Here is a 20,318-nt window from a genome sequence, read left to right as displayed (position 1 = left end):
TTACGCCAGCAGCAGCGCATTCACACGTTTAATGAACAGGTTAGGATCTTCCAGCGTACCGCGCTCGGCCAGCAGGGACTGATCCAGCAGCAGTTCAACCCACTCCGCAAAGCGGGCGTCGTCCTGGGTATCCGCCGCGCGTTTCACCAGCGGGTGATCCGGATTAAGCTCAAAGATATATTTCACATCCGGCACGGCCTGGCCCGCCGCAGCGAACAGTTTCGCCATCTGGGTGCTCATTTCGTCCGCATCGGTGGTGACAATGGCTGGCGTATCGGTCAGACGGTGCGTGAAGCGCACCTCTTTCACGCGGTCGCCCAGCAGCGTTTTAACGCGCTCAACGAACGGCTCCAGCGCCTTCTCGGCTTCTTTCGCGCTGTCGTCCACTTCATCCGCCAGCTTATCGATAGACTCGTCGGCTTTGGCAACGGACTGGAAGGATTTACCGTCGAACTCGGTCAGGTAGTTCATCATCCACTCGTCGATGCGGTCAGACAGCAGCAGCACTTCGATGCCTTTCTTACGCAGCAGTTCCAGATGCGGGCTGCTCTTCGCTGCCGCATAGCTGTCGGCGGTGATGTAGTAGATCTTCTCCTGCCCTTCTTTCATGCGGGAGACGTACTCTTCCAGCGACACGGTCTGGGCGGAGGAGTCGTTGTGCGTAGAGGCGAAGCGCAGCAGTTTAGCGATAGCTTCCACGTTCGCAGTATCTTCCGCCGGACCTTCTTTCAGCACCAGGCCAAACTGTTTCCAGAAGGTCTGGTATTTTTCCGCATCGTCCTTCGCCAGTTTTTCCAGCATCTGCAACGCACGTTTGGTCAGGGCGTTGCGCAGGTTACGGGTGACGGTGCTGTCCTGAAGAATTTCACGGGAGACGTTCAGCGGCAGATCGTTGGAGTCTATCAGGCCACGCACAAAGCGCAGGTAGTTCGGCATGAACTGCTCGGCGTCGTCCATGATGAAGACGCGCTGCACGTACAGCTTCAGGCCGTGCTTGTGATCGCGGTTCCACATGTCCCACGGCGCCTGCGCCGGAATGTACAGCAGGCTGGTGTACTCCTGTTTCCCTTCCACACGGTTGTGGCTCCAGGTCAGCGGATCGGTGAAGTCGTGGGCGATGTGCTTGTAAAACTCGTTGTACTCGTCGTCTTTAATTTCAGCTTTATTACGCGTCCACAGCGCCTGCGCCTTGTTGATTTTTTCCCAGGAAACCACGGTTTCGCCGTCTTTCTCTTCCTGTTTTTCAATCTCAACCGGCAGCGCGATGTGGTCGGAATATTTGCTGATGATGGAGCGTACGCGCCAGTCGTTCAGGAAATCGTCTTCGCCTTCACGCAGGTGCAGGGTGATTTCGGTGCCGCGATCCGCTTTGGTGATGTCATCAACGGTGTACTCGCCTTCACCTTTAGACTCCCACAGCACGCCGTTCTCGGCGCTGTCGCCCGCGGCGCGGGTGCGCACGGTGACTTTGTCCGCCACGATGAACGCCGAGTAGAAGCCTACGCCGAACTGACCGATCAGCTGGCTGTCTTTCGCCTGGTCAGAGCCCATGGACTCAAGGAACGCTTTGGTGCCGGATTTGGCGATGGTTCCGAGGTGGTCAATCACCTCGTCGCGGTTCATCCCGATGCCGTTATCGGCGATGGTCAGGGTGCGGTTCTCTTTATTAAACGAGACGCGCACGCGCAGCTCGCCGTCGCCTTCATATAGATCCGGGTTAGACAGCGCGCGGAAGCGCAGCTTGTCCGCCGCATCAGAGGCGTTGGAAATCAGCTCACGCAGGAAGATTTCTTTGTTGGAATACAGGGAATGGATCATCAGGTGCAGAAGCTGTTTTACTTCTGACTGGAAACCACGGGTTTCTTGTCCTTTCATCTAAGTCGACCTCAACAATGCCATTTAATGGGGTTGTAAAACGTTGAGTGAGAGATGGGGATAAGGGGAGGAATTTTCAAGCGGAGGCCGCGCGCGCAGCCTCCGTTTGGTCAGAAAACAATCTTGTGACGTCCGGCCAGCGAGTGTGACAGCGTGGTGCCGTCGACCATCTCCAGCTCACCGCCGACCGGCACGCCGTGGGCGATGCGGCTGGCGTCAACGCCGTACTGCGCGCACAGCTCGGCGATGTAGTTGGCGGTTGCCTCCCCTTCCACCGTCGGGTTGGTGGCGAGGATCACCTCTTTGATGGTTTCCGACTCCAGGCGCTGCTCCAGGCGATCGAGACCGATATCGTCCGGGCCGATGCCATCCAGCGGGGAGAGATGCCCCATCAGCACGAAATAGCGGCCGGAAAACTGCCCGGTTTGTTCGATGGCGTAGATGTCCGCCGGACTCTCCACCACGCAAATCTGACCGTTTTCCTGACGACGCGGGTTCGTGCAGATGTTACATACGTCCTGCTCGGTAAAGGTCCGGCAATCCGCACAGTGGCCAATTTCTGACATGGCGCGGGTCAGAGCCTGCGCCAGGCGCATCCCGCCGCTGCGGTCGCGCTGCAATAGCGTAAACGCCATACGCTGCGCCGACTTCGGGCCAACGCCCGGCAGGCAGCGCAGTGCTTCCATTAACTGCGTGAGCAGCGGACTGGTTTGCATCAGAATGGCATCTTAAAGCCCGGCGGCAGTTGCATACCGCTGGAAACAGAGGCCATTTTCTCTTTCTGGGTTTCGTCGATACGGCGAGCGGCATCGTTAAACGCGGCTGCAACCAGATCTTCCAGCATCTCTTTGTCGTCTTCGAGCAGGCTCGGGTCGATTTCAACGCGACGGCAGTTATGCGCACCGTTGATGGTCACCTTGACCAGACCGGCACCGGATTCACCCGTGACTTCCAGCTGAGCGATCTCTTCCTGCATCTTCTGCATTTTTTCCTGCATCTGCTGAGCCTGCTTCATCAGGCCACCCAGACCGCCTTTTCCACCAAACATAGGCTTCTCTCTTCTTTCACGTTAAGGATTACAACCGTAAGTCAGACTCACGATCAAATGGGGCGAATACTCTCTTCATCCAAATCGGCGTCGAAGAACCGGCGCAGGGTCTGGATGTTGTTATCCGCAATTATCGCCTCGCGCGCCTGCGCGAGCTTCTCTTCATAAATGGCCTGACGCCACTCGAGCGGCGTTTTCACCGCCGGATTATCATCTTCAATGATAGTCAATTCAACCGGTACACCCTGTAATGCGGTAAGCGCCTCGGCCAGCGCCTTTTGCGCGCCAGGGGAGTTGAGGTGCCGCTGGCCAGGGCGCAGGTGCAGACGCACCTGATTACCGTCCTGCTCTTTCCAGGCGTTCAGCGCGACCTGCTCCACCAGCTTCGGCAGTTGCAGTTTGCTGACCTCGGCGGCCCAGGCATCGCGCTCAATGGATTCTTCCGCGAGCTTCGCGGACAGCTCCGGCGTTTTTTCATGCTCCAGCGCCTTTTTCAGCGCTTTTGGCGTGGCGACTACTTCCTTGACCGTTTCAACAACGGTGGTCGCCTTCCAGCGGTATGCCTCTTCTTTCGCCGGGGCTTTTTGCTCGAGCGCGGACGGTGCCGGACGCGACTGCACGCGCTCCGTTACCGAGGCCAGTCGTTCAAGCGCGGCGTTGTTCACCGGCCGCGCTCTTGCAGGCGCTGCCGGTTCACTCTTTTTTGGTTTGGTTGCTCCCTGCGCACGTTGCAACTGGCTTCGTGCGGCAAGCACCGAACTGGTGGCATCCGACAGCGGCACGTTTTGCGGCGGCGGCGATGCCGGTTGCGGTGGCACCTGCTGCGGTGACATTACCGCGGTCGGCGCAACCGGCGCAAAGGACTGCCGGGGCGTTTCCGGCTCCGGCAATGGCTTGCGCGGATGGAAGGCCAGCGCGCGCAGCAGCGTCATTTCAACGCCCATCCGGCGATCCGGTGCAAACGGCAGCTCTTTGCGGCCAATCAGCAGCGTCTGATAATAAAGCTGAACGTCAGCCGGCGGCACGGTGCGCGCAAGTTCACGCATCCGCTGTTCAATGGTCGCCATGTCCGCGCCAATGGCCGACGGAGACAGTTGCAGCATCGCCACGCGGTGCAGCAGGCTGAGCATCTCGACAAGCAGCGCTTCCCACTCAATGCCACGGGCAGCGGCGTCGTTGACGAGCGCCATCACTCGCTCACCGTTGGCGGCAATCATCGCTTCAATAAGCGACAGCGCCTGATCGTCATCCAGCGTGCCGAGCATGGTACTGACCGCGTCGGTGGAGAGTTTACCGTCACCGCTGGCAATCGCCTGGTCGGTCAGGCTCAGCGCATCGCGCAGGCTGCCGTCCGCGGCACGGGCCAGCAGTTGCAGCGCACGCGGCTCGTGGACAATGTTCTCTTCATCGAGGATATGCTCAAGCTGAGCGCGGATCTGCTCAACGTCGAGCGCCTTCAGGTGGAATTGCAGGCAGCGCGAGAGGATCGTGACCGGCAGCTTTTGCGGATCGGTGGTCGCCAGCAGGAATTTGACATGCGCAGGCGGCTCTTCCAGCGTTTTCAGCAGGGCGTTGAAGCTGTGGCGCGACAGCATGTGCACTTCATCGATCAGATAGACCTTGAAGCGGCCGCGCGCCGGGGCGTACTGCACGTTGTCGAGCAGATCGCGGGTATCTTCCACTTTGGTGCGCGAGGCGGCGTCGATCTCAATCAGATCGACAAAACGCCCCTGCTCGATCTCACGACAGTTGTCGCACACGCCGCACGGGGTGGCGGTGATCCCGGTTTCGCAGTTCAGACCTTTTGCCAGCAGACGGGCAATAGAGGTTTTACCGACGCCGCGGGTGCCGGAGAAAAGATAGGCGTGATGGATGCGACCTAGCGACAAGCCGTTCGCCAGGGCCGTCAGCACATGTTCCTGACCGACAACGTCAGCAAAGGTTTGTGGTCGCCATTTACGGGCTAACACCTGATAACTCATGGGCAGGCTCTGCAACGCTGGAAGGTGAATTAATGGAGGGGAATGCTATCACAACCTCACCCATTGAGCGAGGTTGTGAGATACGGGATTAATGTCCCGGGAATGGCACCAGGCTGTAGCTGGTAATACCCTGTTTTTCCAGGCGCTGCTCGCCGCCGAGATCGAACAGGTTGATGATGAATGCCGCGTCGGTCACTTCCCCGCCCAGACGACGGATCAGCTTCACGGTCGCTTCGATGGTGCCGCCGGTTGCCAGCAGATCGTCCACCACCAGCACTTTGTCGCCTGGCTTGATGGCATCAACGTGAATTTCCAGCTGATCGGTGCCGTATTCCAGCTCATAGCTCTCAGCAATGGTTTCACGCGGCAGTTTGCGCGGCTTACGCACCGGCACAAAACCCACGCCCATCGCCAGCGCAACCGGTGCGCCAAACAGGAAGCCACGGGCTTCAGTACCTACTACTTTGGTGATCCCGGCGTTTTTATAACGCTCAACCAGCAGTTCAATGCTGAGGGCGTACGCTTTCGGGTCTTCCAGCAAGCTGGTGACATCGCGGAAAAGAATGCCAGGTTTTGGATAGTCCTGGATACTTTTGATGCTATTTTTCAGATATTCAAGCTGCTGTGCAGTTGCGGTCATCGGTTTGTGCCTAAATGAAACAGTGTTACTCACGGCGCGCGACGAGTCGGTCAAAGTAACAGTTGTTTAACCTTTGACCAGGCGCACCTGTGCTCGAAAACGGTCGAATTTACTGGCTGTGCGCCATAATTGCAACCGCCATGATGAGGCTTCAGTGCTTTTGTTGCTTTTCATCAACCACGGGGATCCGCCACATAAAGATCAGCAGGCAAACCAGGATCGCCAGCAGCAGAATGCGCACCCACATCATTTTCACCAGCCATAACGAGACGGCGAAGGTGATCAGGATGAAGGCAATGGCGCGCGGCTTAGCCCCGGGCGGCATGGCCCGGTGTTTTTGCCAGTGCCGCAGGTAGCCGCCAAACCACGAGCGGTACAGAAGCCAGTGGTGAAAACGCGGCGACGAGCGGGCGAAGCACCAGGCGGCCAACAGGATAAACGGGGTGGTCGGCAGCAAGGGTAAAACCACACCCAGCGTGCCCAGCACTACCGCGAGCCAGCCAATGATGATTAAAATAGTACGCTGCATAATGCGAATCGTTATCAAACTGAACGGCTACTTTACCACTGGAGAGCGCCTTGAAAACAGCACTGCTTCTTGAGAGGCTGCAAAATCAGCTGATCGCGCTGCGGGCGCAGGCCACGCCGTTGATGGGCCACGCCACGCTGAAACCGCGCTTTGACCGACAGCTCTTCCGCACCCGCAGCACCGTCATTGAGGATTATCTTGCTGAAGCGCAGACCAATCTCGACGAGCTTCGTCACGCGGTTGAGAGTGAACAGCAGGAACAGGTCGCGTGGCTTGCGGAGCATCTTACCGAGCAGATCACCGCCCTGCACCGGGAAATCGCCGCCTGGCCGTTACGGGCGTGGGACAGCGCCTCGCCGGGACTCGGAAAATGGCAGCGCAAGCGGCTGGAGAACCAGGAGTTTGAGCGCCGTCTGTTTGAGATGAAGCGCGAGCGCGAAGCCCGCCTGAACACCAGCGAAACGCTGGAAGAGCAGCAGTTATTAATGCGTGAAATCAGCGCGCTGGAAGGCCGCATCGTCCGCTGCCGTCAGGCGCTGGATGAGATTGAACGCGTCATCGAACGCCTGACCCGTTAACAGGAGCCACTGATGTCACTGGAAAATGCCCCCGACGAGGTCAAGCTGGCCGTCGATTTAATTATGCTGCTGGAGAATCACGAGATCCCGGCGGAGACGGTGCTGAAAGCGCTGGAGATTGTGCGACGAGATTTTGAGGGGAAACTTCCCCCTCACCCTACCCTCTCCCCAGAGGGGAGAGGGAAATAGATTAGGCGGGAGTAGGGTCGTCCCCCTTAATCTCGCGCTTCACTTCCGTATGCTCATCGCCTTTCTCGTTGCGCAGATGAACCTCAAGCTGGTTAAAGGCGATATTAATATCGTTTTCACGACACAGACGGTCAATGGTGCGGTTCAGCTCATCGACGGTGTAGCTGCGATCGCGCAGTTCGCGTACGTACAGGCGCAGCTCATGATCCAAAGTGCTCGGCCCGAAGGTGGTGAAGAATACCGCTGGCGCAGGATCGTGCATCACTTTTGGATGGTCGGCTGCCGCCTTCAGCAGTACCTCTTTCACCTTGTCCAGATCCGAGCCATAGGCCACCCCGAGTCGGATCACCACGCGAGTGGTGGTATCCGAGAGCGACCAGTTGATCAGACGCTCGGTCACAAACGCTTTGTTCGGGATGATCACCTCTTTACGATCGAAGTCGGTAATGGTGGTCGCACGAATGCGGATCTTGCTGACGGTCCCGGAGAAAGTACCGATGGTGACGGTATCGCCGATACGCACCGGACGTTCGAATAGGATAATCAGGCCAGAGACAAAGTTACCGAAGATCTCCTGCAAGCCGAAGCCCAGACCCACCGACAACGCCGCCGCCAGCCACTGGAGTTTATCCCACGAGACGCCCAGCGAGCCGAATACCGTCATCGCCCCGACAATAATAATGACATAGTTCAGGATGGTGGTAATAGCGTACGACGCCCCCTGACGCAGGTTCAGCCTTGAGAGCACCAGCACTTCCAGCAGACCCGGCAGGTTGCGGATCAACGCCCAGGCAACCACTGACGACACCAGCGCAAAGAGCAGGCTGCCCATGGTGACGCTTTTCATTACCGCAGCGCCCGCTTCGGTACCGTTGTATTGCCAGAGCGTGATACTGTCGAGGTAGGCGAAGACGGTAATTAAATCAGACCAGATGGCCCAGAACATCACCGCAAACAGGGCGATCATCACCAGCATGGTAATACGCATCGTTTGCTGGTTAACCTGCTCCAGAGCAATGGTCGGCTCTTCCTGCGGCTCTGCCCCTTCAGCCCCCTCTTTCACCTGATGCTGCCGACGGGCAACAGCACGACGATAAGCAATGCGGCGCGCCGCCACGCTCAAACCACGCAGCACGGTCTGGAACAGCAGGTTCCATACAATCACCAGATAAACCGTTTCGATCCAGCGACCGGACAGACGCAGCGTGGTATAGAAGTAACCCGTCGCCGTCAGCACCATCAGCGCCAGAGGAATGATCGCCAGTACCGTTACGGTAGCCAGACGAAGATTGTGGGACTCTTTATCCCGCCAGCTGTCGCGGCACATTGGCCACATCAGAACGGCAATCAGCAGCAGGTTCAGCATAATCACCAGTTGCCCCAGCACGTCATCCATCAGGTGCAGCGGGGAAAGCTCCGCCACAACTGACCAGAAGTGCAGCGGCAGCAGCGCGAGGCTGATGCGCACAATCTGGCGACGCCAGTGGCTGGTGAGTTTTTCCGGCATGTTGAAGTGGCGGACGGCGACGCCATCTTTTTCCAGCACTTTCCAGCACAGACCAAACACCAGCCAGAACAGCGCCAGCTTCTTGCTGAACGCCCACAGCAGATCGCTGATATTCAGCTGCATGGTCAGCAGGATCAGGCCCACGGCGAGTATCAACAGGCAGACCGGCAGAGCACGGATCAGATCGATCAGGATCGCTTTCGGGGTGTGCAGTTGGCTGTCGTTACGCAGTTGCCCCACTTCCGAGGCCAGCTTCGCCTGGTACTGTTTCAGCCATTTCAAACGCCAGCGTATGATGCCAGCGATGAGCAGCAAAGGCAGCCCCGTCAGGAAGGCGATCATCACCGCAGGCCAGGCTTTCTCCCAGTTCACGGTAATTTTCATGCTTTTGATCTGGGATTTCAGCGTTTCCGGGAAAGATTTAAACCAGTCCCAGTCCATGGGTTTATTGCTGTTCACCCAGAAAATCTGCTGGGTCAGGATCTCCTGGAGGCTTTTAGAAACGCTCACCAGCTGCTGCTGGTTGATTTGCAGGTTAATCGCCATCATCAGCTGGTTGCCGAGCTGCTTGTTAAGCTGATCGAGCAATTCGCGGCGCATGTCCACCACCTGCAACAGCGCGTCGTGAACTTCAGCGTTCACTTCACCTGAATGGCCCTCTTCCACTTTGGCAACGAAGGTATCGCTCTGAAATAGCGCATCGCGCTGCTGGTTAACGTCAAACTGTTCAAGACGCAAATCCGCAATGCGGTTGGTCATGTCTTCCAGCTCGTCGGCGGACGGCAGCGTCTGCTGTTGCTGGTAGAGAATGCGCGACAGCAGCAGGCTGCCCTTCAGGACGGCAATCTGCTCCTTGACGTTGCGCTCGGCCTGCAAAGCGCGATCCAGCCAGTTTTTGACCTTAATATTTTGCTGCACCAGCGCGCTGCCGTTTTCAGTCGCCTGAATCAGGCGCTCGCTCAGCTGGTGGTTAATCTCCAGCTCCTGCTTCACCAGCGGGTTGGCCTGAATACGGGCCGTCTCGTCTGGCGAAACCGCTTCCTGCGCCGTTTTTTCAGTCAGCGTCAGGCGCTTGCTGTTCACCGCTTCCTGCAACAGCTGAAGCTGATGCTCAAGCCGGTTGATATTCGCGGTCACGTAGTCACGCTGTTTTTGCAGCGCATCCTGTAGCACCGTGTTGCCTTCCAGGCTCTTACGCTGCTGTTCAATCTCCGCGTTTAGCAGCGTCTGCTGGATGTTCAGCAGCGTTTGCTGGGTGGGACGAAGCGCCCCTTCCCCCACGGAGATGCCATTCAGACGGTTACGTATCTGCTGTAGCTGTTGCGACGCCGAGTACATAGCGTTCTGCACGCGCTCAGGCTGGGTTTGCAGCGAAACCAGCTGGCTGTTGTAGGTTGAGAGATCGGATTGCGCCGTTTGCAGATCGTCCAGCAGCTGCGCCACGCGCGACTCAAGCTGGCGCAACGACAGCGTGGCAAGCGTTTTTCGGGTTTCATCGTCGTTATCGACGTCGCTGAGCGCACTCAGCGCCTCCGTTGCCTTACGCATGTTCTCCGGCGCCTGAGCGACCTTCTGCCGTAGCTGGGCCGTTTCGGCTTTGATGCGATCGATCTTGTCCAGCGTTTCCAGGGTTTCCGTCAGATCCTGCTGAACGAGCTTTTCCTGGGCGGAGAGATCTTTTTGCTTATTCAGGGTGTCGAGTTGCGACTGAACATCAGCACGCGTGGGAATGTCACTGCCGTTGTCTGCACGGGCCCATGAAAGCGGCGCGGCTGCAAAGTAAAACAGCAGGATCAAAAACAGGGCCAGAACAGGATGTTGCGAGCGATTGATGTGCAGCATAGTTGTGAATGTGATGTGAGAAATGACCGGAAATAGTCGGGCATGAAGGATATCACGCCCGGCTGAAGCAGAATAGTACGACGGAAAGGGTCTACGATTTTTCCCATGCCCGATCAGGCAGAGCGCGGGCTAAGTTTACTTTGAAGGGTCGGACAGAGCTGGCACATCTCAAGAAAAATTTCGACGTAGCTGCGCGCCTCTGATCTGAGATCGAACGACTCCGGAGCAAAAAGCCAGTTTTCCATCAGGCCGGAAATATAGCTGCGCATCAGGATCGCCGCCCGGCGGGTGAGTAATGTGGCAGGAAGCATTTTGGCCTGCATGCACTCCGTGAGGACCTGTTCGATGCGATCGTAGCTTTCCAGACACAGGTCGCGCTGCGCCTGCTGAACCACCGCCATTTCACCAACGAACTCACATTTATGGAAGATGATTTCCATCATCAGACGACGACGCTCTTCAACAACCGTCGCTTCAAGGATATATACTAGAATTTCTCTTAACACTGAGAGTGGATCGTGAGGGAATTTTGCCCGATACTCACTCTCAAGATCGCTAATGCTGGACTCTGAAAGCTCCCAGATTTCACCAAACAGATCGGACTTGTCTTTGAAATGCCAGTAAATCGCTCCCCGCGTGACGCCCGCGGCCTGAGCAATCTGTGCCAGCGAGGTTGCCGAAACACCCTGCTGTGAGAACAAACGCATTGCCACATCCAGAATGTGTTGTCGGGTTTCCAGCGCTTGTTGTTTGGTTTTTCGTGCCATACGTTGATGAATTTACAGGAGTCAGATTTACATACATTTATGAATGTATGTACCATAGCATGACGATAATATAAACGCAGCAATGGGTTTTTAGACTCAGGACCCTTGATCAATTTGAAATCGGACACTCGAGGTTTACATATGAACAAAAACAGAGGGTTAACGCCTCTGGCGGTCGTTCTGATGCTCTCAGGCAGCTTAGCGCTTACAGGATGTGACGACAAACAGGCTCAACAAGGAGCTCAGCAGGTGCCAGAAGTTGGCGTCGTGACGCTCAAATCCGAACCTCTCCAGATGACAACAGAACTACCGGGCCGCACCAGCGCCTACCGCATTGCGGAAGTGCGTCCGCAGGTGAGCGGTATCATCCTGAAACGTAACTTCACCGAAGGCGGTGATGTCAAGGCAGGCGAGTCTCTGTATCAGATTGATCCAGCAACCTATCAGGCGTCTTATGAGAGCGCTAAGGGCGATCTGGCTAAAGCCGAAGCGGCAGCCAAAATCTCGCAGCTGACGTTGAATCGTTACAAGAAACTGCTCGGCACGCAGTACATCAGCCAACAGGATTACGATTCTGCCCTGGCCGATGCACAGCAAGCCAACGCAGCCGTTGTGGCGGCGAAAGCGGCGGTAGAAACCGCGCGTATTAACCTGGCCTACACCAAAGTGACCTCCCCTATCAGCGGTCGCATTGGTAAATCAGCCGTCACCGAAGGTGCGCTGGTGCAGAACGGTCAAACCAACGCGCTGGCCACCGTGCAGCAGCTCGACCCGATCTACGTTGACGTCACCCAGTCCAGCAACGATTTCCTGCGTCTCAAACAGGAGCTGGCTAACGGCACCCTGAAACAGGAAAATGGTAAAGCCAAAGTGGAACTGGTTACCAACGACGGTATCAAGTTCTCACAGACTGGCACACTGGAATTTTCTGATGTGACCGTCGATCAGACCACCGGCTCTATCACCATCCGGGCCATTTTCCCCAATCCGGATAAAACCCTGCTGCCCGGTATGTTCGTACGCGCCCGTCTTGAGGAAGGGACTAACCCAAGCGCCATTCTGGTTCCTCAGCAAGGTGTGACCCGTACGCCACGCGGCGATGCGAGCGCACTGGTTGTGGGTGCCGATAACAAAGTCGAAACACGCAATATCACTGCAACGCAGGCGATTGGCGACAAGTGGCTGGTAACGGAAGGTCTGAAAGATGGCGATCGCGTAATTATTACTGGTTTGCAAAAAGTTCGTCCTGGTGCGCAGGTCAAAGCTCAGGAAGTGAAATCTGACGACAAACAACAAGCGTCGGCCGCTGGCCAGTCAGAACAAACCAAGTCTTAACTTAAACAGGAGCCGTTAAGACATGCCTAATTTCTTTATCGATCGCCCCATATTTGCGTGGGTGATCGCCATAATCATCATGCTGGCCGGGGGACTTGCGATCCTGAAGCTGCCTGTCGCGCAATATCCAACGATTGCGCCGCCGGCAGTGACGATCTCCGCAACCTATCCGGGCGCTGATGCCAAAACGGTGCAGGATACCGTTACGCAGGTTATCGAACAGAACATGAACGGTATCGATAACCTGATGTACATGTCCTCAAACAGTGACTCAACCGGTACGGTTCAGATCACCCTGACCTTTGAATCCGGTACGGATGCGGACATTGCACAGGTTCAGGTGCAGAACAAATTGCAGCTGGCGATGCCTCTGCTGCCGCAGGAAGTACAACAGCAGGGCGTGAGCGTCGAGAAATCGTCCAGTAGCTTCCTGATGGTTGTCGGCGTGATCAACACCAACGGCACCATGACGCAGGAGGATATTTCCGACTACGTGGGCGCCAACATGAAGGACGCCATCAGCCGTACGTCTGGTGTGGGTGACGTTCAGCTGTTCGGTTCCCAGTACGCGATGCGTATCTGGATGGATCCGAATAAACTGAACAACTTCCAGCTGACGCCGGTTGACGTGATCAGCGCAATTAAAGCGCAGAACGCCCAGGTTGCCGCCGGTCAGTTGGGTGGTACACCGCCGGTGAAAGGCCAGCAGCTTAACGCGTCGATCATCGCGCAAACGCGTCTGACCTCCGCCGATGAGTTCAGCAAAATTCTGCTGAAGGTGAATCAGGACGGTTCGCAGGTTCGCCTGCGTGACGTGGCGAAGGTTGAGCTGGGCGGTGAGAACTACGACATCATTGCGAAGTTCAACGGTAAACCGGCTTCCGGTCTGGGTATCAAACTGGCGACGGGCGCGAACGCCCTGGACACCGCGACGGCTATCCGTGCAGAACTGAAGAAGATGGAACCGTTCTTCCCGTCAGGTCTGAAAATCGTTTATCCGTATGACACCACGCCATTCGTTAAAATTTCGATTCACGAAGTGGTGAAAACCCTGGTTGAGGCGATCATTCTCGTCTTCCTGGTGATGTACTTGTTCCTGCAAAACTTCCGCGCAACGCTGATCCCAACCATCGCCGTGCCGGTTGTACTGCTCGGGACCTTCGCGGTGCTGGCGATATTTGGCTACTCGATAAACACCCTGACGATGTTCGGGATGGTGCTCGCCATCGGCCTGCTGGTGGATGACGCCATCGTGGTGGTCGAAAACGTCGAGCGTGTCATGGCGGAAGAAGGCCTGCCGCCGAAGGAAGCAACCCGTAAATCAATGGGCCAGATCCAGGGCGCGCTGGTCGGTATCGCGATGGTACTGTCTGCGGTATTTATCCCGATGGCCTTCTTTGGCGGCTCTACCGGTGCGATTTACCGTCAGTTCTCCATCACCATTGTTTCGGCGATGGCGCTGTCGGTACTGGTTGCACTGATCCTGACGCCAGCCCTGTGCGCGACGATGCTGAAGCCGATTCAGAAAGGCGGTCACGGCGAGCATAAGGGCTTCTTCGGCTGGTTCAACCGCATGTTTGATAAGAGTACGCACCACTACACCGACAGCGTGGGTAACATCCTGCGCAGCACCGGTCGTTACCTGCTGCTCTATATCATCATCGTGGTGGGGATGGCTTTCCTGTTCGTTCGTCTGCCAAGCTCGTTCCTGCCAGATGAAGACCAGGGCGTGTTCCTGAGTATGGCGCAGCTTCCGGCCGGTGCGACGCAAGAGCGTACGCAAAAGGTGCTGGATGAGATGACCGACTACTTCCTGACCAAAGAGAAAGACAACGTCGAATCCGTGTTTGCGGTTAACGGCTTTGGCTTCGCGGGTCGTGGTCAGAACACCGGTATCGCCTTCGTTTCTCTGAAAGACTGGTCTGAACGTCCGGGCGCAGAGAACAAGGTAGAAGCCATTACCGGCCGCGCGATGGGCACCTTCTCACAGATTAAAGATGCGATGGTCTTCGCCTTTAACCTGCCAGCGATTGTTGAACTGGGTACGGCGACCGGCTTCGACTTCCAGCTGATTGACCAGGGCGGTCTGGGCCACGAAAAACTGACTCAGGCGCGTAACCAGCTGTTTGGCGAGGTGGCAAAACACCCTGACCTGCTGGTGGGCGTACGTCCTAACGGTCTGGAAGATACGCCGCAGTACAAGATCGATATCGACCAGGAAAAAGCGCAGGCGCTGGGTGTTTCCATCAGCGACATTAATACCACGCTGGGTGCAGCCTGGGGTGGCAGCTACGTCAACGACTTCATCGACCGTGGTCGCGTGAAGAAAGTCTACGTGATGTCCGAAGCGCAATACCGTATGCTGCCGAACGATATCAACAACTGGTATGTTCGCGGCAGCGATGGCCAGATGGTGCCGTTCTCCGCCTTCTCAACCTCGCGCTGGGAATACGGTTCACCGCGTCTGGAGCGTTATAACGGCTTGCCATCGATGGAAATCCTCGGTCAGGCAGCCCCGGGCCGAAGCACCGGTGAAGCCATGAACCTGATGGAAGAACTGGCCAGCAAACTGCCTGCGGGTGTCGGCTACGACTGGACCGGCATGTCCTATCAGGAACGTCTGTCCGGTAACCAGGCCCCTGCCCTGTACGCCATTTCACTGATTGTGGTGTTCCTGTGTCTGGCGGCATTGTATGAGAGCTGGTCGATTCCATTCTCCGTTATGCTGGTGGTTCCGCTGGGGGTTATCGGTGCGCTGCTTGCCGCAACGTTCCGTGGGCTGACCAACGACGTTTACTTCCAGGTGGGCCTGCTGACAACCATTGGCTTGTCGGCGAAGAACGCGATACTAATCGTCGAATTCGCCAAAGATCTGATGGAGAAAGAAGGAAAAGGCCTGATTGAAGCAACGCTGGAAGCCGTTCGTATGCGTTTGCGTCCAATCCTGATGACGTCCCTGGCATTTATCCTCGGCGTTATGCCGCTGGTTATCAGCTCCGGCGCGGGCTCCGGCGCACAGAACGCAGTAGGTACCGGCGTAATGGGTGGGATGGTAACCGCGACCGTTCTTGCGATCTTCTTCGTACCGGTGTTCTTCGTGGTGGTTCGCCGCCGCTTCAGCCGTAAGAATGAAGACGTTGAGCACAATCATTCGGTAGAACATCACTGATACCGGTTTCACATGATAAAAAGGCCGCATTTGCGGCCTTTTTCTTTTTCAGAAAAAATCATAAAATAGACCTATTGCCTTTCTATTTATTTTCCTCCTTTTTAATAAGGCCTATCATAATAGGCCGATAACTTACACCAGGAACTCAGCATTCTTTTATTATCATTTCGTGACGTAAATTATTCGGACTATTCCTAAGCAATGGAAAATATCTGAAGATATCTGGTTTCGGACTTCACATGAAACTTTGCGCTAACTCAATGAATTCTAAGGAACCGATAAAAACCGTCTTTTTTATTGATTAACGCGTTCGCTGCAAAAGGTAGATTTGCGTAAAGGCTCGAACAGTAACGATTTAATTGTAATTTTTCGTAATAGCGCGGTGAAATCTTGATCAGAGTGGCTTATAGTTAGAGTTATCAGGAACACAGCTCCCGTGTGGCTAAGCAAGTTGTATCCATCCCGACATGATGTTCGGTGAGTAAAAAATCACTCAGAAGGGGATGCGCTATGGACGAGTACTCGCCAAAAAGGCATGATATCGCGCAGTTGAAATTTCTCTGCGAATCCTTGTACCATGACTGCCTTGCCAATCTTGAAGAAAGTAACCATGGCTGGGTGAACGATCCAACGTCTGCTATCAATTTACAGCTCAACGAGCTGATCGAGCATATCGCCACCTTCGCACTTAATTATAAAATTAAGTACAATGAAGATAATAAGTTGATAGAGCAAATTGATGAATACCTGGACGACACCTTTATGTTGTTCAGCAGCTACGGCATTAACGCACAGGATTTGCAGAAATGGCGTAAATCAGGAAACCGTCTATTTCGCTGCTTCACTAATGTCAGCAGAGCTAATCCGGTTAGTCTTTCCTGTTAAAATTATTACAATTACTAAGGTGAATTTATGTCTGATAAACCATTAACAAAAGTCGATTATTTGATGCGCCTGCGACGCTGCCAGTCAATTGACACCCTTGAACGAGTTATTGAGAAAAATAAATACGAGCTGTCTGATAATGAACTGGCGGTATTTTATTCAGCTGCCGACCATCGTCTTGCTGAGCTGACCATGAATAAACTGTATGACAAGATCCCCTCTTCGGTGTGGAAATTTGTTCGTTAATCGTTGAAGAGAGACTGTAAAGGCATTACGCCCGTTGTTAAGCTGAATTTACCTTTCGAATTACGCTTCAAATGCAAACGCCAGGTTCCCGTATAAAACGTATTTATGCGCAAGAATGTTGTGACTCCCGTCACAGCCACTTTTAGGGAACGTTCCCTTTCTGGTTAATCCTCTTTACGCTGCGTAAAACGATTCCAGAGAGGTTCCCATGAGTGAAGAAAAACAGAAGATGATTGCAGGTGAATATTACCGCCCTGGCGATGACACGCTGAGGGCTGACCGTTTACGCGCGCGTCATCTTGTTCACCGCTATAACCATACCGCACCCGATGAGAAGGCCGAACGTCGCGCCTTATTAGCTGACCTGCTGGGTCAAAGCGAAGGCGCCTATATAGAGCCGAGCTTCCGCTGCGACTACGGATATAACATCTATCTGGGCAAAAATTTTTACGCCAACTTTGACTGCGTCATGCTGGACGTCTGTCCTGTCCGCATTGGCGATAACTGTATGCTGGCGCCGGGAGTGCACATTTATACGGCCACGCATCCTCTGGATGCGACCGAACGTAACAGCGGGCTGGAGTACGGTAAACCGGTTACCATTGGTGATAATGTCTGGATCGGCGGACGTGCGGTCATTAACCCGGGCGTCACCATTGGCGATAATGCGGTTATCGCTTCCGGTGCGGTAGTGACCAAAGACGTACCGGCCAATGCTGTCGTGGGCGGCAATCCGGCGAAAATCATTAAAATGCTCTAAGCGTATCCTGAGTAACTGTTATGCTTTTTCCTGGCATAACTGTTACTTTCATCGCGTAAACCCCTCTCATAAAATAGGCAGATCACCTGTATTTTCAACAATCATAAAGGCAAAAAATGACAGAGATACAGCGCCTGCTTACAGCCACCATCGACGATCTCAATACCCGCGAAAAGCGCGACAATCGCCCGCGCTTTAGCATCAGCTTTATTCGCAAACACCCCGGATTGTTCGTCGCCATGTACGCCGCCTGGCTGGCAACGCTTATCGTCATGCTGAAGTCTGAAACACTGGTCGATTCCGTCTGGCTACTGGTTGTGCTGTTCGTGGTGTTTAACGCGTTTTTCTTTTTCGACGTCAATCCGCGTTACCGGTATGAAGATATCGACGTACTCGATTTCCGCGTGTGCTACAACGGGGAGTGGTACAACACGCGCTACGTGCCGAAGGAGCTGATCGACAGCATCCTGCACTCGCCGGCCGTCGAAGCCGGGCAAAAAGAGAAGTTGCAGAAAATGGTCATCACTAAGGGCCAGCTCTCTTTTTATGATGTCTTTACCCTTTCCCGCCCCACTGCTGTGTAATGAGCGCCTGAAGACGTCGGATACCCGGCGCAAACTGCGAAGCAGAGGTATTACCGTAACCTAAAACCAGACCGGTTTGCCCCTGCTTCGTCTCAAGGTAATACCCGCTCAGCGCAGCGGGTGCCAGCTGAAACGCTCTCGCCTGCTCCACCAGCCGCTGGTCGTCGATACCGTCAATTGCCAGCGTCAGATGCATTCCCCCTTCCCCGGCAAGAACACGGTGCGGCGTATGAAGCTCTGCGCTCAGCACCTCCCGCAGCTGGCGGTAACGCTTACGATAAAGGCGGCGCATGGCGGCAAGATGTCGTGCATAGTGGCCTTCCTCAATAAACAGCGCCAGGGTGCGCTGTTCAGCGCGATGCCCGCCGCGCAGCAGCGAGCCGATGGCCGGACGCGCCGCCTTCGCCAGCGCTGGCGGTAACACCATGAACCCCATCCGGAGCGATGGAAACAGCGTTTTGCTGAACGTCCCCAGATACACAACGGGCGCATTGTTGACCATTCCCAGCATCGCCGGGACGGGCTCACCGGTATAACGAAATTCGCTGTCGTAATCATCCTCAATGATCCACGCGCTGTGCTGCCGGGCCAGTTCCAGCAGCGCCAGACGCCGCCGCGCGCTGAGCACGCTTCCGCAAGGGAACTGATGCGATGGCGAGGTAAAAATCAGCGTGGGTGAAGGCGCAGACAGCCCTTCCCAGCACATCCCCTCGTCATCCACCGGTATGCCTGTCATCGCCAGGCCGGTTTTGACAAAAGCGCTTTTGGCGCCGCTATAGCCGGGATTTTCCACCCAGGCGACATCCCCCGGCTCGCTTAACAGCATCGTGCAGAGATTGACGCCCTCCAGCGCCCCTTCGGTTATCACTATCTGGCTGGCATCGCAGTCAATGCCGCGGGAGAGCGCAAGATGGCGGGCAATGGCGGCCCGCAGCGTCGGCTCGCCGGCCGGGTCGCCATACCCTAACAGGGCGCTTCCCTCCTCGCGCAGGACGCGATCGTACAACCGCCGCCACAGCGGCAAGGGGAAATAGTTGATGGCAGGCGTTCCCGGCGTAAACGCCATCACCGGAGTGTCGCGCGGCACAGGCGCGGGCAGCAGGGCGACACGTTTTGTCAGCCTGACGTCCGGGTCCGGTAATGTCCGGGCAATCGTCCGAGGAGCGAATTGCCCCACCCGCGTGCCCTGGCGGCTACGCAGCAAATAACCTTCGAGCGTGAGCTGGTCCAGCGCCGCGTTGACGGTATTTCGGGACACAGAGATCTGCTGCGCCAGCGTTCGTGAGCCGGGCAAATGGCTGCCGGATCGAAGCCTTCCGCACAGTATGGCCTCCCGCAAAGCAAGATAGAGCGCACGCTGGAGCGTCTCTTCCCCACGTTTTTTCAGCGCAGCATGGAGCAAGGTGTAAAGCTCATCACCCGGTATATTCATCTTTCCTCCTCGTGGTACCAGAAAAACATAGCCTGGTGGTTCTTTTTAAGGAACCAGCAATTCATTAATCTGGAGATCTTTTCAATGTGACGGGAATAAAGATGAATACATTCAATGAGTTTGGACAACCTGTTGGCGAAAGCCTCATCGACTGGCAGCCTCGCCCGCACCCGTCCCGGGTGATACTTCAGGGTCGCTATTGTCGGCTTGAGCCTCTGCGCGTGGAGCATGCCCCGGCGTTGTTCTCTGCGTATTCCCTGGCCGGAGATACCCGAAGCTGGACGTGGCTGCTGCGTGAACCCGATGCCACCGCAGAGGAGTTTGCCGAATGGGTGGCGAGCGTGAGCGAATTAGCCGATCCCATCCACTTTACCGTTATCGATAACCAGACCCAGTCTCCTGTCGGGACGCTGTCCCTGATGCGGATCGATCCTAAAAACGGCGTTGTGGAAGTGGGACATGTTCACTTCTCGTCACTGTTAAGTCGCACGCCCATGTCGACAGAAGCGCAGTATCTGCTGATGCGGTACGTGTTCGATACCCTGGGCTACCGGCGTTATGAATGGAAGTGCAACAGCCTGAACGAACCATCCCGCAAAGCGGCTCTGCGTCTGGGCTTTCAGTTTGAAGGGCGTTTTCGCCAGGCGCTGGTCATTAAAGGCCGAAACCGGGACACCGACTGGTTTTCAATTCTCGACAAAGAGTGGCCAGCGCTGGCGAGCGCGTTTGAAAGCTGGCTTGCCACCGACAATTTTACCGCCGATGGCAAACAGAAAAGATCCCTGGAAAGCTGGCGAGAGACGCGCGTCTAGCGTCTTTTTTTACGTCCCTGCACCGCCTTAAAGCGCGGGTTAGATTTGCAAATCACGTATAAGCGTCCCTTGCGTTTGACTATCTGGCAATCCGGGTGACGCTGTTTTGCACTGCGCAATGAGTTCAGCACCTGCATG

At 55.6% G+C, this 20,318-nt stretch carries 19 protein-coding genes and 1 other annotated feature; of the genes, 9 read left to right on the top strand and 10 right to left on the bottom strand.

The window, feature by feature from the left end:
• The 6 genes from htpG to IMQ56_RS01995 all read right to left on the bottom strand — a co-directional run bounded on the left by htpG (window position 1) and on the right by IMQ56_RS01995 (window position 6,074).
• Window positions 1-1,875 (bottom strand): molecular chaperone HtpG, encoded by a 1,875-nt coding sequence (gene htpG / locus IMQ56_RS02020; RefSeq protein ID WP_032670453.1) that lies wholly within the window; start codon window positions 1,873-1,875, stop codon window positions 1-3.
• A gap of 110 nt (window positions 1,876-1,985) precedes the next feature.
• The gene (gene recR, locus IMQ56_RS02015) at window positions 1,986-2,591 is read right to left on the bottom strand and encodes a recombination mediator RecR (protein WP_045348601.1); all 606 of its coding nucleotides are present in this window, start codon (window positions 2,589-2,591) and stop codon (window positions 1,986-1,988) included.
• Entirely contained in the window at window positions 2,591-2,923 is a 333-nt protein-coding gene (locus tag IMQ56_RS02010; RefSeq protein WP_003858972.1) for a YbaB/EbfC family nucleoid-associated protein, read from the bottom strand. The genes recR and IMQ56_RS02010 overlap by 1 nt, the downstream gene beginning before the upstream one ends.
• A 53-nt stretch (window positions 2,924-2,976) precedes the next feature.
• Window positions 2,977-4,905 carry a DNA polymerase III subunit gamma/tau gene (dnaX, locus tag IMQ56_RS02005; RefSeq protein WP_017694393.1) on the bottom strand — a complete coding sequence of 643 codons (1,929 nt, stop codon included), beginning with the start codon at window positions 4,903-4,905 and terminating at the stop codon, window positions 2,977-2,979.
• Window positions 3,583-3,647: a sequence feature (DnaX frameshifting element), on the bottom strand. Its footprint overlaps the gene before it by 65 nt.
• Before the next feature lie 88 nt (window positions 4,906-4,993).
• Window positions 4,994-5,545: an adenine phosphoribosyltransferase gene (apt, locus tag IMQ56_RS02000; protein ID WP_000127359.1), complete on the bottom strand. Its 552-nt coding sequence runs from the start codon at window positions 5,543-5,545 to the stop codon at window positions 4,994-4,996.
• A gap of 151 nt (window positions 5,546-5,696) precedes the next feature.
• Complete coding sequence (locus IMQ56_RS01995; RefSeq protein WP_015571246.1) at window positions 5,697-6,074, bottom strand: DUF454 family protein; 378 nt, start codon at window positions 6,072-6,074, stop codon at window positions 5,697-5,699.
• 50 nt (window positions 6,075-6,124) lie between these two features.
• Between IMQ56_RS01995 and priC the strand changes: the two genes are divergently transcribed.
• On the top strand, window positions 6,125-6,652 hold the full coding sequence (gene priC, locus IMQ56_RS01990; protein WP_017383213.1) for a primosomal replication protein N'': 528 nt from the start codon (window positions 6,125-6,127) through the stop codon (window positions 6,650-6,652).
• A 12-nt stretch (window positions 6,653-6,664) separates the two neighbouring features.
• On the top strand, window positions 6,665-6,841 hold the full coding sequence (gene rsmS, locus IMQ56_RS01985) for a pleiotropic regulatory protein RsmS (RefSeq protein ID WP_017694394.1): 177 nt from the start codon (window positions 6,665-6,667) through the stop codon (window positions 6,839-6,841).
• A gap of 1 nt (window position 6,842) precedes the next feature.
• Here the strand turns inward: rsmS and mscK are convergent, their stop codons facing one another.
• Both mscK and acrR read right to left on the bottom strand, forming a co-directional pair.
• Window positions 6,843-10,190, bottom strand: a complete 3,348-nt coding sequence (mscK, locus tag IMQ56_RS01980) for a mechanosensitive channel MscK (protein ID WP_196063761.1) — start codon at window positions 10,188-10,190, stop codon at window positions 6,843-6,845.
• Between the two features lie 113 nt (window positions 10,191-10,303).
• Entirely contained in the window at window positions 10,304-10,957 is a 654-nt protein-coding gene (gene acrR / locus IMQ56_RS01975) for a multidrug efflux transporter transcriptional repressor AcrR (protein ID WP_015571247.1), read from the bottom strand.
• A 141-nt stretch (window positions 10,958-11,098) separates the two neighbouring features.
• On the opposite strand from acrR, the gene acrA reads away from it, so the two are divergent.
• The 6 genes from acrA to IMQ56_RS01945 all read left to right on the top strand — a co-directional run bounded on the left by acrA (window position 11,099) and on the right by IMQ56_RS01945 (window position 17,936).
• A complete protein-coding gene (gene acrA, locus IMQ56_RS01970) occupies window positions 11,099-12,292 on the top strand; it encodes a multidrug efflux RND transporter periplasmic adaptor subunit AcrA (protein WP_017694395.1) in 1,194 nt (397 codons plus the stop codon).
• Window positions 12,293-12,314: 22 nt separating this feature from the next.
• Complete coding sequence (acrB, locus tag IMQ56_RS01965) at window positions 12,315-15,461, top strand: multidrug efflux RND transporter permease subunit AcrB (RefSeq protein WP_015571248.1); 3,147 nt, start codon at window positions 12,315-12,317, stop codon at window positions 15,459-15,461.
• A gap of 510 nt (window positions 15,462-15,971) precedes the next feature.
• Window positions 15,972-16,346 (top strand): Hha toxicity modulator TomB, encoded by a 375-nt coding sequence (gene tomB, locus IMQ56_RS01960; protein WP_006809850.1) that lies wholly within the window; start codon window positions 15,972-15,974, stop codon window positions 16,344-16,346.
• A 27-nt stretch (window positions 16,347-16,373) separates the two neighbouring features.
• On the top strand, window positions 16,374-16,592 hold the full coding sequence (locus tag IMQ56_RS01955) for an HHA domain-containing protein (RefSeq protein WP_015571250.1): 219 nt from the start codon (window positions 16,374-16,376) through the stop codon (window positions 16,590-16,592).
• Between the two features lie 208 nt (window positions 16,593-16,800).
• Window positions 16,801-17,352 (top strand): maltose O-acetyltransferase, encoded by a 552-nt coding sequence (gene maa, locus IMQ56_RS01950; RefSeq protein ID WP_017694396.1) that lies wholly within the window; start codon window positions 16,801-16,803, stop codon window positions 17,350-17,352.
• A gap of 116 nt (window positions 17,353-17,468) precedes the next feature.
• The gene (locus IMQ56_RS01945; RefSeq protein ID WP_015571252.1) at window positions 17,469-17,936 is read left to right on the top strand and encodes a YlaC family protein; all 468 of its coding nucleotides are present in this window, start codon (window positions 17,469-17,471) and stop codon (window positions 17,934-17,936) included.
• Here IMQ56_RS01945 and IMQ56_RS01940 read toward each other — a convergent pair.
• Window positions 17,908-19,368: a PLP-dependent aminotransferase family protein gene (locus tag IMQ56_RS01940; RefSeq protein ID WP_032647455.1), complete on the bottom strand. Its 1,461-nt coding sequence runs from the start codon at window positions 19,366-19,368 to the stop codon at window positions 17,908-17,910. The genes IMQ56_RS01945 and IMQ56_RS01940 overlap by 29 nt on opposite strands.
• Before the next feature lie 101 nt (window positions 19,369-19,469).
• Between IMQ56_RS01940 and IMQ56_RS01935 the strand changes: the two genes are divergently transcribed.
• A complete protein-coding gene (locus tag IMQ56_RS01935; RefSeq protein ID WP_017383207.1) occupies window positions 19,470-20,180 on the top strand; it encodes a GNAT family protein in 711 nt (236 codons plus the stop codon).
• Here IMQ56_RS01935 and ykgO read toward each other — a convergent pair.
• Complete coding sequence (gene ykgO / locus IMQ56_RS01930) at window positions 20,177-20,317, bottom strand: type B 50S ribosomal protein L36 (protein ID WP_003859006.1); 141 nt, start codon at window positions 20,315-20,317, stop codon at window positions 20,177-20,179. The genes IMQ56_RS01935 and ykgO overlap by 4 nt on opposite strands.
• Window position 20,318: the final 1 nt, after the last annotated feature.

This window comes from Enterobacter sp. Res13-Sevr-PEC09-46, assembly GCF_015672585.1.
GTDB lineage: Bacteria > Pseudomonadota > Gammaproteobacteria > Enterobacterales > Enterobacteriaceae > Enterobacter > Enterobacter hormaechei_C.
This window is presented reverse-complemented; position numbering and strand designations above follow the sequence as displayed.

What these genes read in the sequence shown, in the direction of transcription:
- acrB (WP_015571248.1), top strand. Translation starts at nt 12,315, where the DNA reads ATGCCTAATTTCTTTATCGATCGCCCCATATTTGCGTGGGTGATCGCC.
- tomB (WP_006809850.1), top strand. Translation starts at nt 15,972, where the DNA reads ATGGACGAGTACTCGCCAAAAAGGCATGATATCGCGCAGTTGAAATTT.
- rsmS (WP_017694394.1), top strand. Translation starts at nt 6,665, where the DNA reads ATGTCACTGGAAAATGCCCCCGACGAGGTCAAGCTGGCCGTCGATTTA.
- mscK (WP_196063761.1), bottom strand. Translation starts at nt 10,190, where the DNA reads ATGCTGCACATCAATCGCTCGCAACATCCTGTTCTGGCCCTGTTTTTG.
- maa (WP_017694396.1), top strand. Translation starts at nt 16,801, where the DNA reads ATGAGTGAAGAAAAACAGAAGATGATTGCAGGTGAATATTACCGCCCT.
- recR (WP_045348601.1), bottom strand. Translation starts at nt 2,591, where the DNA reads ATGCAAACCAGTCCGCTGCTCACGCAGTTAATGGAAGCACTGCGCTGC.
- dnaX (WP_017694393.1), bottom strand. Translation starts at nt 4,905, where the DNA reads ATGAGTTATCAGGTGTTAGCCCGTAAATGGCGACCACAAACCTTTGCT.
- IMQ56_RS01935 (WP_017383207.1), top strand. Translation starts at nt 19,470, where the DNA reads ATGAATACATTCAATGAGTTTGGACAACCTGTTGGCGAAAGCCTCATC.
- apt (WP_000127359.1), bottom strand. Translation starts at nt 5,545, where the DNA reads ATGACCGCAACTGCACAGCAGCTTGAATATCTGAAAAATAGCATCAAA.
- IMQ56_RS01940 (WP_032647455.1), bottom strand. Translation starts at nt 19,368, where the DNA reads ATGAATATACCGGGTGATGAGCTTTACACCTTGCTCCATGCTGCGCTG.
- ykgO (WP_003859006.1), bottom strand. Translation starts at nt 20,317, where the DNA reads ATGCAGGTGCTGAACTCATTGCGCAGTGCAAAACAGCGTCACCCGGAT.
- acrR (WP_015571247.1), bottom strand. Translation starts at nt 10,957, where the DNA reads ATGGCACGAAAAACCAAACAACAAGCGCTGGAAACCCGACAACACATT.
- IMQ56_RS02010 (WP_003858972.1), bottom strand. Translation starts at nt 2,923, where the DNA reads ATGTTTGGTGGAAAAGGCGGTCTGGGTGGCCTGATGAAGCAGGCTCAG.
- htpG (WP_032670453.1), bottom strand. Translation starts at nt 1,875, where the DNA reads ATGAAAGGACAAGAAACCCGTGGTTTCCAGTCAGAAGTAAAACAGCTT.
- IMQ56_RS01995 (WP_015571246.1), bottom strand. Translation starts at nt 6,074, where the DNA reads ATGCAGCGTACTATTTTAATCATCATTGGCTGGCTCGCGGTAGTGCTG.
- IMQ56_RS01945 (WP_015571252.1), top strand. Translation starts at nt 17,469, where the DNA reads ATGACAGAGATACAGCGCCTGCTTACAGCCACCATCGACGATCTCAAT.
- acrA (WP_017694395.1), top strand. Translation starts at nt 11,099, where the DNA reads ATGAACAAAAACAGAGGGTTAACGCCTCTGGCGGTCGTTCTGATGCTC.
- IMQ56_RS01955 (WP_015571250.1), top strand. Translation starts at nt 16,374, where the DNA reads ATGTCTGATAAACCATTAACAAAAGTCGATTATTTGATGCGCCTGCGA.